Source organism: Streptomyces akebiae (assembly GCF_019599145.1).
GTDB lineage: Bacteria > Actinomycetota > Actinomycetes > Streptomycetales > Streptomycetaceae > Streptomyces > Streptomyces akebiae.
This window is the reverse complement of sequence record NZ_CP080647.1, coordinates 4333655-4347386: the sequence shown is the minus strand read 5'-3', so window position 1 is coordinate 4347386 and position 13732 is coordinate 4333655. Positions and strand designations below refer to the sequence as shown.

Below are 13732 nucleotides of genomic sequence, written 5' to 3'. Positions count from 1 at the left end.
AGACGTGAGCACTCCCGACTTTCCCCTCGCCCAGAGCGGCGGCTGCGGCGACGGCTGCGCCTGCGGCGCGGACGACGGCCTCAGCGAGGAATACCTGGAGTGCGGGCTCGATCCCGCGCTCGCCCAGCTCCTGGCCGACGCCGGACTCGACCCCGTGGAGGTCGAGGACATCGCCAACGTCGCCATCCAGGAGGACCTCGACCACGGCGTGGACGTGACCACGGTCGCCACGATCCCCGAGGACGCGCGTGCCACGGCCGACTTCACCGCCCGCGAGGGCGGCGTCGTGGCGGGTCTGAGAGTCGCCGAGGCGGTTCTCTCGGTGGCCTGCTCCGACGAGTTCGAGGTCGAGCGGCACGTCGACGACGGCGACCGCGTCGAGGCCGGCCAGAAACTCCTCAGCGTCACCGGCGCCACCCGCGACCTGCTCACCGCCGAGCGCAGCGCCCTGAACCTGCTGTGCCGCCTCTCCGGCATCGCGACCGCCACGCGCGCGTGGGCCGACACCCTGGAGGGCACCAAGGCGAAGGTGCGCGACACCAGGAAGACGACGCCGGGGCTGCGTTCCCTGGAGAAGTTCGCGGTCCGCTGCGGCGGCGGGATCAACCACCGTATGTCCCTGTCGGACGCGGCCCTCGTCAAGGACAACCACGTGGTCGCGGCAGGCGGGGTCGCCCAGGCCTTCGAGGCAGTGCGCCGGATGTTCCCCGAGGTGCCCATCGAGGTCGAGGTCGACACTTTGCACCAGCTGCGCGAGGTCGTCGACGCGGGCGCCGACCTGATCCTCCTGGACAACTTCACCCCGATCGAGTGCGAGGAGGCCGTCTCGATCGTCGACGGCCGCGCCCTCCTGGAGGCCTCGGGCCGGCTGACCCTCACGAACGCGAAGGCGTACGCGGACACGGGCGTCGACTTCCTGGCCGTCGGGGCCCTGACCCACTCGTCCCCGATCCTGGACATCGGCCTCGATCTGCGCGCGGCCGAGTAGGGACGGGGACGGGCCATGCTGCTGACGATCGACGTGGGCAACACCCACACCGTCCTCGGTCTGTTCGACGGCGAGGACATCGTCGAACACTGGCGCATCTCCACGGACGCGCGCCGCACCGCCGACGAACTGGCGGTCCTCCTCCAGGGCCTCATGGGCATGCACCCGCTGCTCGGCGAGGAGCTGGGCGACGGCATCGACGGCATCGCGATCTGCGCCACCGTCCCGTCGGTCCTGCACGAGCTGCGCGAGGTGACCCGCCGCTACTACGGCGACGTCCCCGCGGTCCTCGTCGAGCCGGGGGTGAAGACGGGCGTCCCGATCCTCACCGACAACCCGAAGGAGGTCGGCGCCGACCGCATCATCAACGCCGTCGCCGCCGTCGAGCTGTACGGCGGGCCGGCCGTGGTGGTGGACTTCGGTACTGCGACCACGTTCGACGCGGTCAGCGCCCGTGGCGAGTACGTCGGCGGTGTCATCGCGCCCGGTATCGAGATCTCCGTCGAGGCGCTCGGCGTCAAGGGCGCCCAGCTCCGCAAGATCGAGGTGGCCCGGCCGCGCAGCGTCATCGGCAAGAACACGGTCGAGGCGATGCAGTCCGGGATCGTGTACGGGTTCGCGGGCCAGGTCGACGGTGTCGTCAGCCGCATGGTCCGCGAGCTCGCCGACGATCCCGCGGACGTGACGGTCATCGCGACGGGTGGGCTGGCACCGATGGTGCTGGGCGAGTCCTCGGTGATCGACGAACACGAGCCGTGGCTCACGCTGATCGGGCTGCGCCTGGTCTACGAGAGAAACGTGTCGCGCCTCTGAGGGGGCGCCTCACCGGATGCCGGTCAGGGGCGCGGGGAACTGCGCGAACGGGGTCCGGGGGAGCCCCGGGTCCATGCCGGGGGGGTCGAAGGGGCGCGCAGCCCCTGGGTGGGGGAGGGACGGGTAGGGGCGGCGGGGGCGAAAAAACCCGTCCACGTGGGTGGAACCACCGGCGCCACGCCCCCTCATCCCATCTGTTTTGTCTGATTAGCGCGTATCGTCGCCGCATGCCCACGCCCCACGGAACCCGCGGCGGCATGGCGTTCGGCGCTGAGGAGCTGCGTGTGCTCCGTCGTGCCCTCGCCCTCGCCCTCAACCCCAGCCCCGTCTCGGCGGAGGAGGTGCAGGACTGCCTCCGGCTCGCCGAGTCCGTCGACGAGGCGACCCGCGAGGACGCCCGTCTGAGGGCCTTCCTGCTGGCCGACCTCGCCCGGTACCGCGCCGCGCTCCCCGGCACGGTCACGGGCTACGCGGCGCTCCTGACGGAGGCCCTGGACGCCGGGTACCACCCTCATCCGGACGACCTCGCCGCCCTGCGCGCCCTGCGCGGCAACCCCACCGCCGCGTCGCTCCTGGAGCGCTGCCGCCCGCTCGTCGCGCAGGACGTGCGCGCCCGTTTCGCGGGGCGCGCGGCCACCTCGGCCGTCGTCGTCCCCGCCTCCCGCTCCGCCTCGGGCCGCTCGTGGCTCCGGCTCACCGCGCTCCCCGGCGGTCTGGCGGAGCAGGACACCCACGCGCGCGCCGCCGGAGAGCCCGCCCGGCCGAAGCCCGCCCGGCCGGCCCGCCCCGCCGAGCCCGCCGACCCCGCCGACAAGCCCGGTCCGGTGCCCCGCCCCGACGCCCCGCGCCCGGCCCGCCGCCCCATTCCCACCCCCGGCGAGGTCTTCCCGCCCAAGCGGAAACCGGCCGCCCCGCCCGCGAAGCCGCCCCAGCAGCTGGCCGCCGTCTAGCCCTGGCTACCCTGGACGCATGGACTACGTCTCCGCGCTGCTGCCCCCCTTCGTGATGGCCGTGCTGTTCATCAGCGTCATCCGGGTGATCGTGAAGACCCAGGGCGGCCCCAACAAGGCCAAGGAGGACGCGATGGTCGACGCGGCCCTCGCCCGCGCGGAGAACGTCCGCCAGGCCGGCGACCGTGACTCCCGGGGCCCCGGCGCCTGACCCGCACCGCTCCGCCCCGTCGGCGTACGACTCGTGTGTTTTTCGAGTCGTACGCCCTTTTTGTTCTGCATCTTGGGGTTTCTCCGGATAGTGTGCGGAACTGTGCCTCGCCCATTGGGAGAACTCGAAGACGCGGTCATGACGCGGGTGTGGAAGTGGAACCGCCCGGTGACAGTTCGGGAAGTCCTGGAAGACCTCCAGCGGGAACGGTCCATCGCGTACACCACCGTGATGACCGTTCTGGACAATCTCCATCAGAAGGGCTGGGTGCGCCGGGAGGCGGAGGGCCGGGCCTATCGATATGAGGCGGTCTCCACTCGTGCCGCCTACGCGGCCGCCCTCATGAACGAAGCCTGGTCGCAGAGCGACAACCCCGCCGCCGCGCTCGTGGCCTTCTTCGGGATGATGAGCGAGGAACAGCGACAGGCGCTCACCGACGCCGTACGCATCGTGCAGGGCCCGGGCCCCGCCAAACCCGAACCCGCCGAGCCCGCCGCCCCCGTGCTCGAAACCCCTGTTGAAACCGCCGGCGAATCCGTCGAATCGTCCGGCGAAACACAGGGCACCCCCGGCGAATCACCGGATGTACCCGGGCGATAGCGTCCGCTCATGCCAGCAACGCCTCCCGAAGCCACCGCAAAAGCCATCACCGTCAGGCGGGCTCGGACCAGCGATGTCCCACACGTGCGCGACCTCCTCGACTCCTACGTCCAGCGCCGCATCCTGCTCGACAAAGCGACCGTCACGCTTTACGAGGACATCCAGGAGTTCTGGGTCGCGGAACGGGACGACAACGCCCAGGTCGTCGGCTGCGGTGCGCTGCACGTCATGTGGGAAGACCTCGCGGAAGTCCGCACTCTCGCGGTGAACCCGGACGCCAAGGGTCTCGGTGTCGGTCACCAGTTGCTGGAGAAGTTGCTGCACACCGCTCGCTGGCTGGGTGTTCGACGGGTTTTCTGTCTCACCTTCGAAGTCGAGTTCTTCGCGAAGCACGGCTTCGTGGAGATCGGCGAGACTCCCGTGGACACCGATGTCTACGCGGAGCTGCTGCGTTCCTATGACGAGGGCGTCGCGGAGTTCCTCGGTCTCGAACGAGTGAAACCGAACACCTTGGGCAACAGCCGGATGCTTCTGCATCTGTGATCGCCGACGGAGACCAATTCCGCTGAGGCGTTCCATGAGCCCTTCCCGGGTGAGCTCCCGGTGAGGGTCGCCTTGCCCACGGGGCCTATGTCCGAAACGCGCATGTTTCCGGTCTTCCCCGGGCTCTCGTCCTCTCCGGGGTCTCTCCCCGGTCTCTCCCAGGGGTTTGTGTTTTTCCTGGAAAAGCGGTTTGCTTTCCGACGTACTGCAGTACTGCATATAACAGGGGACGTGAAACAGCGGCGCTCGCCGCAGGCCCTCGGCCCTGAAGTTATCGATGAAAGGAAATCCGGTGGCACAGAAGGTTCAGGTCCTTCTTGTCGACGACCTCGACGGCGGCGAGGCGGACGAGACCGTGACGTTCGCGCTGGACGGCAAGACGTACGAGATCGACCTCACGACCGCCAACGCGGACAAGCTTCGCGGCCTTCTCGACCCCTACGTCAAGGGTGGTCGGCGTACCGGAGGCCGTGCTGCGGGAGGGCGTGGCAAGGCCCGTGCCGCTTCCGGCGGCAGCCAGGACACCGCGGCCATCCGCGCCTGGGCGAAGGAGAACGGCTACGAGGTCAACGACCGCGGTCGCGTCCCCGCCTCCATCCGCGAGGCCTACGAGAAGGCCAACGGCTGAGATTCCGACGGCCCGGTGCTCGCGCGCCGCAGCCGGACGCGGTGGCAGTGCGTCGCCACCGTGTCCACCACTCGCACGAGGTCGGGGGCGCCCCCACCGCCCCCCAACGCCGACATGCTCGGCAGCGAGGGTTCGACCTCGCACTCCGGCTCGGGGGGCCGCAGCCACTCGGCGGCCCCCTGTGAACCAGCCTCCCCGCGCACGCCCCCACGCTTTCCGGCTCCGTCCGGAGGCGTCGGCGCCACCATGTGACCGCCCGTTCCGACGGCAGTGAGGTCCAGGTCGAGGCCGCCCCAGTCCAGCCACTGCAACAGCCCCGGCAACTCTTCCGCGCTCCCGGCCGCGACCAGCAGCAGCATCCGCCCGCCGCACAGCGCCACCGGTGAGCCCGGACCGGGCACCGGCCCCAGGTGCCGCAGCGCCGCGACCCCCGCTTCCACCGGTACGTCGAGCACATCGAAGCGCAGGCCCGTAATGAGATGTACGGGCGTCCCGGGCACGGTCGCCCAGCCGAGATCGTTCTCGTACCACCACCGCACCGCGTCGCACGGGGTCTCACCCGGGACATCGCGCGAGGCGGCGGCCGAGGAAGCGCTCGGGTCGAGCGGTCGGCGGGGAAGGGGGACGATGGCCATGTCAGGAGCAACCGGGCGAAGAGGCCCAGAGTTACGCTGGGTCTCGGCGTGGATGCGGAGAGTTCCGGGAAAGGGGGCGTTCCCCAGTGTGCGGTGACGCAAGGATGTTCGCCCTTAGCGGAGGGAACCGGTGCATCCGGCATGGAGTGTCAGTGCCTACGGGTAAGACATCCCTAGTGGGAGGGGGCGACACGCAGGAAAGGCCGTCTCACGTTCGCCATCGGCGTACTGATGGTGAGGGTAACTGCCTGGCCTGCGGGAACATCGTCTCGCACCATCGGGTTGGAGCAGATGTCGGCGTTCGGGGTCAGGAGGCCAAGGACGGTGTCGGCAGTTGGAATGAGCGGTCCCCGCTTGCGGGACTAAGCTGCGGAAGGACAGCGAGGGGAGCGTCCCCTCACTGCCTGACCGCTCTGAGGAGCGATTAACGATGTTCGAGAGGTTCACCGACCGCGCGCGGCGGGTTGTCGTCCTGGCTCAGGAAGAAGCCCGGATGCTCAACCACAACTACATCGGCACCGAGCACATCCTCCTGGGCCTGATCCACGAGGGTGAGGGTGTCGCCGCTAAGGCCCTGGAGAGCCTCGGGATTTCGCTCGAGGCGGTCCGCCAGCAGGTGGAGGAGATCATCGGGCAGGGGCAGCAGGCTCCGTCCGGCCACATCCCCTTCACCCCCCGTGCCAAGAAGGTCCTGGAGCTGTCGCTCCGCGAGGCCCTTCAGCTGGGCCACAACTACATCGGCACGGAGCACATCCTGCTCGGCCTGATCCGTGAGGGCGAGGGCGTCGCCGCCCAGGTCCTGGTCAAGCTGGGCGCAGATCTCAACCGGGTGCGGCAGCAGGTCATCCAGCTGCTCTCCGGTTACCAGGGCAAGGAGACCGCCACCGCCGGCGGTCCCGCCGAGGGCACCCCCTCCACGTCCCTGGTCCTCGACCAGTTCGGCCGGAACCTCACCCAGGCCGCTCGTGAGTCCAAGCTCGACCCGGTCATCGGGCGCGAGAAGGAGATCGAGCGGGTCATGCAGGTGCTGTCCCGCCGTACCAAGAACAACCCGGTCCTGATCGGTGAGCCCGGCGTCGGCAAGACCGCCGTCGTGGAGGGCCTCGCCCAGGCCATCGTCAAGGGCGAGGTGCCCGAGACCCTCAAGGACAAGCACCTCTACACCCTCGACCTCGGCGCGCTGGTCGCCGGCTCCCGCTACCGCGGTGACTTCGAGGAGCGCCTGAAGAAGGTCCTCAAGGAGATCCGCACCCGCGGCGACATCATCCTGTTCATCGACGAGCTGCACACGCTGGTCGGTGCGGGTGCCGCCGAGGGCGCCATCGACGCGGCTTCCATCCTGAAGCCCATGCTGGCCCGCGGTGAGCTGCAGACCATCGGCGCCACCACGCTGGACGAGTACCGCAAGCACCTGGAGAAGGACGCGGCCCTGGAGCGCCGCTTCCAGCCCATCCAGGTCGCCGAGCCCTCGCTCCCGCACACCATCGAGATCCTCAAGGGTCTCCGCGACCGGTACGAGGCGCACCACCGTGTCTCGATCACGGACGAGGCCCTGGTGCAGGCGGCGACGCTCGCCGACCGGTACATCTCGGACCGCTTCCTGCCGGACAAGGCGATCGACCTGATCGACGAGGCCGGTTCCCGGATGCGCATCCGCCGGATGACCGCGCCGCCGGACCTCCGCGAGTTCGACGAGAAGATCGCCGGTGTCCGCAGGGACAAGGAGTCCGCGATCGACTCGCAGGACTTCGAGAAGGCCGCCTCCCTCCGCGACAAGGAGAAGCAGCTCCTGGCCGCCAAGGCCAAGCGGGAGAAGGAGTGGAAGGCCGGTGACATGGACGTCGTCGCCGAGGTCGACGGCGAGCTGATCGCCGAGGTCCTCGCGACCGCCACCGGCATCCCGGTCTTCAAGCTGACCGAGGAGGAGTCCTCGCGTCTGCTGCGCATGGAGGACGAGCTCCACAAGCGGGTCATCGGCCAGGTCGACGCCGTCAAGGCGCTGTCGAAGGCGATCCGTCGTACGCGCGCGGGTCTCAAGGACCCGAAGCGTCCCGGTGGTTCGTTCATCTTCGCCGGCCCGTCGGGTGTCGGTAAGACCGAGCTGTCCAAGGCGCTCGCCGAGTTCCTCTTCGGTGACGAGGACGCGCTGATCTCCCTCGACATGTCGGAGTTCAGCGAGAAGCACACGGTCTCGCGGCTCTTCGGCTCGCCCCCCGGCTACGTGGGCTACGAAGAGGGCGGCCAGCTGACCGAGAAGGTCCGCCGCAAGCCGTTCTCCGTCGTCCTCTTCGACGAGGTCGAGAAGGCCCACCCGGACATCTTCAACTCGCTGCTGCAGATCCTGGAGGACGGTCGGCTGACCGACTCCCAGGGCCGGGTCGTGGACTTCAAGAACACGGTCATCATCATGACGACCAACCTCGGTACCCGGGACATCTCCAAGGGCTTCAACCTGGGCTTCGCGGCCTCGGGCGACAAGAAGACCAACTACGAGCGCATGAAGAACAAGGTCTCGGACGAGCTCAAGCAGCACTTCCGGCCCGAGTTCCTCAACCGTGTCGACGACGTCGTCGTCTTCCCGCAGCTGACGCAGGAGGACATCCTCGCGATCGTCGACCTGATGATCGGCAAGGTCGACGAGCGCCTGAAGGACCGGGACATGGGCATCGAGCTCTCCCAGTCCGCCAAGGAACTGCTGTCCAAGAAGGGGTACGACCCCGTGCTGGGCGCCCGGCCGCTGCGCCGGACCATCCAGCGCGAGATCGAGGACACCCTCTCCGAGAAGATCCTCTTCGGCGAGCTGCGCCCCGGCCACATCGTGGTCGTGGACACCGAGGGCGAGGGCGAGACCCAGATCTTCACCTTCCGGGGTGAGGAGAAGGCGGCCCTGCCGGATGTGCCGCCGATCGAGCAGGCGGCCGGCGGTGCGGGACCGAACCTGAGCAAGGACGCGTAACCGCTGCGCTCGGCCTGAGCGAGCAGAAGGGGCTGCCCCGGGACTTCGGTCCCGGGGCAGCCCCTTTTTCGTGTCGGAAATGAGTGATGCGGGCCTCGTAGTCGGCGTCACATTCCCGAGTTCTTTCCGGCCGGTACCGGTGACGTGCCGCACAGGTCATTTGTCCGGTACTAGGTGAAATAGTGGTGAACCGTTGACGGGCAAAACGGACATTAAGGCCTCGCGGTCGGGGATTCGCGTCGTGCTGTGCAGGTGAGGGGTGGTTTGGGGGTGGGTGTCAATGAGAGGGGTGATTTCTGTAGACCTACGACGTTCGGTCGTAGGTCACACGTTTGGGGGGTTTCGGGGGGTCGGGGTACCAAGGTGTCGTCCCATTCGGCGGCCGCAGATGCGTGCCGGGTGGGATTCGTGTCCACCGAGGCACGTTCCCTGTCTCCGTCCCCCGTGAGGTACTCCATGTCGCAGCGTGTTCGCACTCCCCGTTCCCGTATGTCCCAGCTCCGTGTCCGCGCCGCCGTGGCGGCCGTGGGTGTGGGTGTCTCGGGTGTGCTGGGGGCCGGGGTCGCGGCCGCCGCCGGTGGTGCCCAGGCCACGAGCGCCGGCACCGCCACCGTCCAGACCGCCGCCGCCAAGAAGGCGGCCTCCTGGGTCGGCCCCGTCAAGGGCTACAAGCTGAGCGCGCGGTTCGCGCAGGCCGGCAACATGTGGTCCGCGAAGCACAGCGGCCAGGACTTCGCCGTCAAGAGCGGTACGGCCGTCGCCGCGGCGCACGGCGGCACCGTCGTGAAGGCCGGCGGCAATGGTGCCGGTGACGGCCCGGCGTACGGCAACGCCGTCGTCATCAAGCACGGCAACGGCACGTTCTCGCAGTACGCCCACCTGTCGAAGGTGAACGTGAAGGCCGGGCAGGTCGTCAAGACTGGGCAGCGCATAGCCCTCTCCGGCAACACCGGTAACTCCAGCGGGCCGCACCTGCACTTCGAGATCCGTACGACCGCGAACTACGGCTCGGCCATCGACCCGGTCGCCTTCCTGCGCACCAAGGGCGTCAGCATCTGAGCCGCTCGTGCCTGAGGCCGTGGCCGGTCAGCACGGGCCGTAGTCCTGGCCCGTGCCGCACATCGGGGTGTCGGCGTAGTAGTCGTTGAAGTAGAGGATGAGCACGATCATCGCGATCACGACCGCCACCGCGCCGGCGAGGCCGGCGACGTGGTGTCTGCGGTCGTGGGCCTCGCGCTCCTCGTCGGTCATCCGGGCGTAGTCGTCGGCGTTCATCCGGGCCTCCTCGTGCGGGTGTCCGGGAGGATCCCGAAAGCTCTGAGGGTCTACCCGGATGCGACGGCCCTCAAGGGCGTCCGGTTCCGGCGTGCGCCTGAGTCACCAGATCGATCGCGACCTCCAGGACGGCCTTGCGCTTCTCCTCGGGGTCGCCTTCGACGTCCTGGAGGACGAACATGCCGGCGTGCATCGTGAACAGGGCGCTCGTGCAGCGGACCTGGTCGGTCAGGGCGGCGTCCGGTTCCTTGATGGTGTCGATCAGCCGGATCATGCGGTCCTTGAACGTCTCGCCGACGCTCAGCTCGCGCACCGTCGCCTGGTTCTCCTGCATGAAGCGGAAGAGCGGGGCGACGTCGGCCAGGGCCACGCTGTAGCGGCGCAGGATCTCCCTCTTGGTGTCGAGTGTGCGCGGCTGGGTGCCCGCCCACTCGATCAGTTCGTCGATCGGGCGCTGCAGGTCCTGGAAGAGGCCGATGAGGATGTCTTCCTTGGTCTTGAAGTGGTAGTACAGCGCCGCCTTCGTCACGTCGAGACGTTCGGCGATCTCCCGCAGCGAGGTCTTCTCGTAGCCCTGCTCGGCGAAGAGTTCGAGGGCGACGTCCTGGATGCGCTGGCGGGTGTCGCCGCGACGCTGCCGCTTCGGCGTCGCGTTCGTCGCGCCCGTCGCGTCCTGTGCCGTGCCGCTCATCCTCGTACTCCTCGCCGTTCGGATGGCCCGGGTCGGTCGGTCAAGCCTCGGCCAAGCCCGTCAAACTTACTTGACGCCCGGCTAGTTAGGGGCCTAGTTTCCCTCAGTGTAGACAACTAGCCGGTCGGCAAGTAAGTGCTCGGATGCTCCGGGGGGAGTGGAGGACCGCGATGGATGCGGAGAAGAAGAACGAGGTGAGCGGTGGGGCCGAGACGGACGGGCCGCAGCCGCGCAGTGTGCGGGTGGTGCTGCTCGCGCTCATGATCGCCATGCTGCTCGCGATGCTCGACAACATGATCATCGGGACCGCGATGCCGACGATCGTGGGTGAGCTGGGCGGTCTCGAGCATCTGTCGTGGGTCGTCACCGCCTACACGCTCGCGACCGCCGCCTCCACGCCCATCTGGGGCAAGCTCGGCGACCTCTACGGCCGCAAGCGGGTCTTCATGGCCTCGATCGTGATCTTCCTGATCGGGTCCGCGCTGAGCGGGATGGCCCAGGACATGGGCCAGCTCATCGGGTTCCGCGCGGTGCAGGGACTCGGCGCCGGCGGGCTGATGGTCGGCGTCATGGCGATCATCGGTGACCTGATACCGCCGCGGGAGCGCGGCAAGTACCAGGGCATGATGGCCGGGGTGATGGCCCTCGCCATGATCGGCGGGCCGCTGGTGGGCGGGTCCATCACGGACCACTGGGGCTGGCGCTGGTCCTTCTACATCAACCTGCCGCTCGGGATCGTGGCGCTGATCGCCATCAGTGCCGTGCTGCACCTGCCGAAGCCGTCGCGCGAGGGGCGCTCGGCGCGGGACATCGACTATCTGGGCGCGGCCCTGCTGACCGTGGGCATCACGGCGATCGTGCTGGTGACCACGTGGGGCGGCACCGAGTACGCCTGGGGGTCGGCCGTCATCATGGAGCTGATCGCGCTCGGGGTGACCTCGCTGGTCGGGTTCGTGATCGTGCAGAAGCGGGCGGCCGAGCCGGTGATCCCGCTGCACATCTTCCGCAGCCGGAACTTCACGCTCATGTCCGTGATCGGGTTCTTCACCGGGTTCGTGATGTTCGGCGCGGTGCTGTTCCTGCCGCTGTACCAGCAGTCCGTGCAGGGCGCTTCCGCGACCAACTCCGGGCTGTTGCTGCTGCCGATGCTGGGGGCGATGCTCGCGGTGTCGATGGTGGCCGGGCGGGTGACCACGAACAGCGGCCGCTACAAGGTCTTCCCGGTCGTCGGGAGCGTCCTGATGATCGTGGGGCTGTTCCTGCTGGCGCAGATGGACACCGGGACGAGCCGGGTGACGTCCGGGCTGTTCATGGCCGTGCTGGGTGCCGGTATGGGATGCCTGATGCAGATCACCATGCTGGTCGCGCAGAACAGCGTCGAGATGAAGGACATGGGCGTCGCCTCGTCCACGACCACGCTGTCCCGGACCCTCGGGTCGTCCTTCGGCGTCGCGATCATGGGCGCGTTGTTCAACAGCCGGGTGCAGGACGTCATGGCCGAGCGGGCCGGGGCGCTGGGGTCCAGCGTGACCGAGCAGTCGGCGCAGCTGGACGCGGCGAGTCTGGCGAAGCTGCCGGAGGCCGCGCGGGAGGCGTACCAGTACGCGGTGTCCTCCGGGACGCACTCGGCGTTTCTGCTGGGGGCGGTTGTCTCCGTGGTGGCGCTGGTGGCGGCGGTGTTCGTGAAGGAGGTGCCGTTGCGGGGGGCCGGGGGGTCTTCTGCGGCGGATGCGTCCGATGGGGGTGGGGCGGCTGGGGCCGCTGGGAAGACGGGGGAGGCCGGGGCGAAGGAGGCTGCGGCGGCCGTCTGATGGTGTGAGTGGGCCCCCTGAGTTCGCGGTTGAGCTCGGGGGGTTCGGTGCATTGGCGGGTGCGGGTGCGGGTGCGGGCGTGGGGCTTCTCGCGCAGTTCCCCGCGCCCCGGAAAAGCAGGGGCTGCGCCCCGTGCTTTTCACCGCCCTACCCCGTCGCGTCGTTCGACATCGGCAGCATCGGGTAGCTTCCCGTGTTCGTCGGGGCGTGTTCCGGGAGCCAGAGGACGGCGACCGCGCCCTCCGCCGGGACCGCGTCCGGGGACCCGGGCGGGCGGACGTTGCGGAAGGTGAGGCGGGCACCGAGGACGCGCGCCTGGCCGGCGGCGATGGTGAGGCCGAGGCCGTGACCCTGGCCGGCCCGGTCCGAGGCGCCGGTGCGGAAACGGCGGGGCCCGTCGGCGAGGAGTTCCTCGGGGAAGCCGGGGCCATGGTCGCGGACCCGGATGACGCGGCCCTCGACGGACACCTCGATCGGCGGTCTGCCGTGCTTCGCCGCGTTGGCCAGCAGGTTCAGCAGGACCCGCTCAAGACGGCGGGGGTCGGTCGTCACCTCCGACTCGTGCACGACCTGCACGCGCACGTCCGCGTTCTTCGCCGCCACCCGCCGGGCCACGAACTCACCCAGCATGATGTCCTGCAACTCGGCCCGCTCGGAGGCCCCGTCGAGGCGGGCCACCTCCAGCACGTCCTCGACGAGCGTGCGCATCGCCTGGGCCCGGTCGCGGACCAGCTCGGAGGGGCGGCCCGGGGGCAGCAGTTCCGCGGCCGTCAGCAGTCCGGTCACCGGCGTACGCAGCTCGTGGGCGATGTCCGCCGTCACCCGGCGCTCCGCCTCGATGCGCTGCCGCAGAGTGTCGGCCATGGCGTCCACGGCCCGCGCCAGCTCCGCGGTCTCGTCGCGTACGACACCGCCGATAGCGTCCTGCACCCGTACGTCCGACTCACCCTTGGCCACCTCGTGGGCGGCGGCCGCCGCCTTGCGCAGCCGACGGGACATCTGTCCGCCGATGAGGACTCCGAGGGCCGAGCCGCCGAAGACGACCGCGATCGAGCCGATGAGCAGGGCCTGGTCGAGGTCCCGCATCACCGCCGAGCTGTGGTCGGTGAAGTCGGTGTGCAGGGACAGGACCCGCTTGTCCTTCAGCGGGACCGCCGCCCAGATGTCGGGCACCCCGTTCTCGCCCTCGGACACGTAGGTGGCCCGGCGACCCTCGCTGACCTTGGCCAGCAGGTCCTTCGGGATGTCGGGGTCGTCGAGCTTGACCCCGAAGGCGCCGGACTTCAGCGGGCGGCCCGACTCGTACATGCGCTGGGCGACCTGGATGCGCTCGTTGGCGAGGTCGCGTGAGTTGTCGAGCATCGAGACGCGTGCCGCGTTGTGCACGACCAGGCTCAGCGCGACCGCCACCAGCGCTCCGACCAGAGCGATCGCCGCGCTCAACTGCCAGCGCAGCCCCGTCCGGATGCCCGAAGCGGACCCCGTGCCCGAAGCGGGCCCCGTGCCCGACGCGGACCTCGCGTCCGGTGCCGGCCTCGCCCCCGATGCGAGCCCGCCGAACGGGCGGCCGGCGGCGGCGCGTGTCGCCTCCGGCGCCCGCCGCCCTCCTCGTATCCCCCTCGACTCCATGT

At 69.4% G+C, this 13732-nt stretch carries 14 protein-coding genes; 10 read left to right on the top strand and 4 right to left on the bottom strand.

Features of this window, described 5'->3' with window-relative positions:
- Nucleotides 1-4: 4 nt before the first annotated feature.
- From nadC to K1J60_RS18635, 7 genes are all read left to right on the top strand, one after another.
- Complete coding sequence (gene nadC, locus K1J60_RS18665) at nt 5-988, top strand: carboxylating nicotinate-nucleotide diphosphorylase (RefSeq protein WP_220647195.1); 984 nt, start codon at nt 5-7, stop codon at nt 986-988.
- Nucleotides 989-1003: 15 nt separating this feature from the next.
- The gene (locus tag K1J60_RS18660) at nt 1004-1801 is read left to right on the top strand and encodes a type III pantothenate kinase (protein ID WP_215448328.1); all 798 of its coding nucleotides are present in this window, start codon (nt 1004-1006) and stop codon (nt 1799-1801) included.
- 257 nt (nt 1802-2058) lie between these two features.
- Nucleotides 2059-2751 (top strand): hypothetical protein, encoded by a 693-nt coding sequence (locus tag K1J60_RS18655; protein WP_220651537.1) that lies wholly within the window; start codon nt 2059-2061, stop codon nt 2749-2751.
- A 19-nt stretch (nt 2752-2770) separates the two neighbouring features.
- Entirely contained in the window at nt 2771-2962 is a 192-nt protein-coding gene (locus K1J60_RS18650; protein WP_220647194.1) for a hypothetical protein, read from the top strand.
- A 138-nt stretch (nt 2963-3100) separates the two neighbouring features.
- Entirely contained in the window at nt 3101-3562 is a 462-nt protein-coding gene (locus tag K1J60_RS18645; RefSeq protein ID WP_398684266.1) for a BlaI/MecI/CopY family transcriptional regulator, read from the top strand.
- Nucleotides 3563-3571: 9 nt separating this feature from the next.
- Nucleotides 3572-4105: an amino-acid N-acetyltransferase gene (locus K1J60_RS18640; RefSeq protein ID WP_220647192.1), complete on the top strand. Its 534-nt coding sequence runs from the start codon at nt 3572-3574 to the stop codon at nt 4103-4105.
- A gap of 292 nt (nt 4106-4397) precedes the next feature.
- A complete protein-coding gene (locus K1J60_RS18635) occupies nt 4398-4733 on the top strand; it encodes a histone-like nucleoid-structuring protein Lsr2 (RefSeq protein WP_033524724.1) in 336 nt (111 codons plus the stop codon).
- Here the strand turns inward: K1J60_RS18635 and K1J60_RS18630 are convergent.
- Entirely contained in the window at nt 4712-5368 is a 657-nt protein-coding gene (locus tag K1J60_RS18630; RefSeq protein WP_220647191.1) for an SCO3374 family protein, read from the bottom strand. The genes K1J60_RS18635 and K1J60_RS18630 overlap by 22 nt on opposite strands.
- Before the next feature lie 430 nt (nt 5369-5798).
- Between K1J60_RS18630 and K1J60_RS18625 the strand changes: the two genes are divergently transcribed.
- Both K1J60_RS18625 and K1J60_RS18620 read left to right on the top strand, forming a co-directional pair.
- The gene (locus K1J60_RS18625; protein ID WP_220647190.1) at nt 5799-8324 is read left to right on the top strand and encodes an ATP-dependent Clp protease ATP-binding subunit; all 2526 of its coding nucleotides are present in this window, start codon (nt 5799-5801) and stop codon (nt 8322-8324) included.
- Nucleotides 8325-8780: 456 nt separating this feature from the next.
- On the top strand, nt 8781-9383 hold the full coding sequence (locus K1J60_RS18620; RefSeq protein ID WP_220647189.1) for a M23 family metallopeptidase: 603 nt from the start codon (nt 8781-8783) through the stop codon (nt 9381-9383).
- A 27-nt stretch (nt 9384-9410) separates the two neighbouring features.
- Here the strand turns inward: K1J60_RS18620 and K1J60_RS18615 are convergent, their stop codons facing one another.
- Nucleotides 9411-9599: a hypothetical protein gene (locus tag K1J60_RS18615; RefSeq protein ID WP_220647188.1), complete on the bottom strand. Its 189-nt coding sequence runs from the start codon at nt 9597-9599 to the stop codon at nt 9411-9413.
- A gap of 70 nt (nt 9600-9669) precedes the next feature.
- The gene (locus K1J60_RS18610; protein WP_220647187.1) at nt 9670-10290 is read right to left on the bottom strand and encodes a TetR/AcrR family transcriptional regulator; all 621 of its coding nucleotides are present in this window, start codon (nt 10288-10290) and stop codon (nt 9670-9672) included.
- Between the two features lie 170 nt (nt 10291-10460).
- Here K1J60_RS18610 and K1J60_RS18605 point away from each other — a divergent pair, with 170 nt between their 5' ends.
- Nucleotides 10461-12101, top strand: a complete 1641-nt coding sequence (locus tag K1J60_RS18605; RefSeq protein ID WP_220647186.1) for an MDR family MFS transporter — start codon at nt 10461-10463, stop codon at nt 12099-12101.
- Between the two features lie 147 nt (nt 12102-12248).
- Here K1J60_RS18605 and cseC read toward each other — a convergent pair whose 3' ends face one another.
- Nucleotides 12249-13730 (bottom strand): two-component system sensor histidine kinase CseC, encoded by a 1482-nt coding sequence (gene cseC, locus K1J60_RS18600; RefSeq protein WP_259407783.1) that lies wholly within the window; start codon nt 13728-13730, stop codon nt 12249-12251.
- Nucleotides 13731-13732: the final 2 nt, after the last annotated feature.

Bases quoted from the DNA above. Each gene is read 5' to 3' on its own strand.
- K1J60_RS18660 (WP_215448328.1), top strand. From the start codon at position 1,004: ATGCTGCTGACGATCGACGTGGGCAACACCCACACCGTCCTCGGTCTG.
- K1J60_RS18655 (WP_220651537.1), top strand. From the start codon at position 2,059: ATGGCGTTCGGCGCTGAGGAGCTGCGTGTGCTCCGTCGTGCCCTCGCC.
- K1J60_RS18650 (WP_220647194.1), top strand. From the start codon at position 2,771: ATGGACTACGTCTCCGCGCTGCTGCCCCCCTTCGTGATGGCCGTGCTG.
- K1J60_RS18645 (WP_398684266.1), top strand. From the start codon at position 3,101: ATGACGCGGGTGTGGAAGTGGAACCGCCCGGTGACAGTTCGGGAAGTC.
- K1J60_RS18640 (WP_220647192.1), top strand. From the start codon at position 3,572: ATGCCAGCAACGCCTCCCGAAGCCACCGCAAAAGCCATCACCGTCAGG.
- K1J60_RS18630 (WP_220647191.1), bottom strand. From the start codon at position 5,368: ATGGCCATCGTCCCCCTTCCCCGCCGACCGCTCGACCCGAGCGCTTCC.
- K1J60_RS18625 (WP_220647190.1), top strand. From the start codon at position 5,799: ATGTTCGAGAGGTTCACCGACCGCGCGCGGCGGGTTGTCGTCCTGGCT.
- K1J60_RS18620 (WP_220647189.1), top strand. From the start codon at position 8,781: ATGTCGCAGCGTGTTCGCACTCCCCGTTCCCGTATGTCCCAGCTCCGT.
- K1J60_RS18615 (WP_220647188.1), bottom strand. From the start codon at position 9,599: ATGAACGCCGACGACTACGCCCGGATGACCGACGAGGAGCGCGAGGCC.
- K1J60_RS18610 (WP_220647187.1), bottom strand. From the start codon at position 10,290: ATGAGCGGCACGGCACAGGACGCGACGGGCGCGACGAACGCGACGCCG.
- K1J60_RS18605 (WP_220647186.1), top strand. From the start codon at position 10,461: ATGGATGCGGAGAAGAAGAACGAGGTGAGCGGTGGGGCCGAGACGGAC.
- cseC (WP_259407783.1), bottom strand. From the start codon at position 13,730: ATGGAGTCGAGGGGGATACGAGGAGGGCGGCGGGCGCCGGAGGCGACA.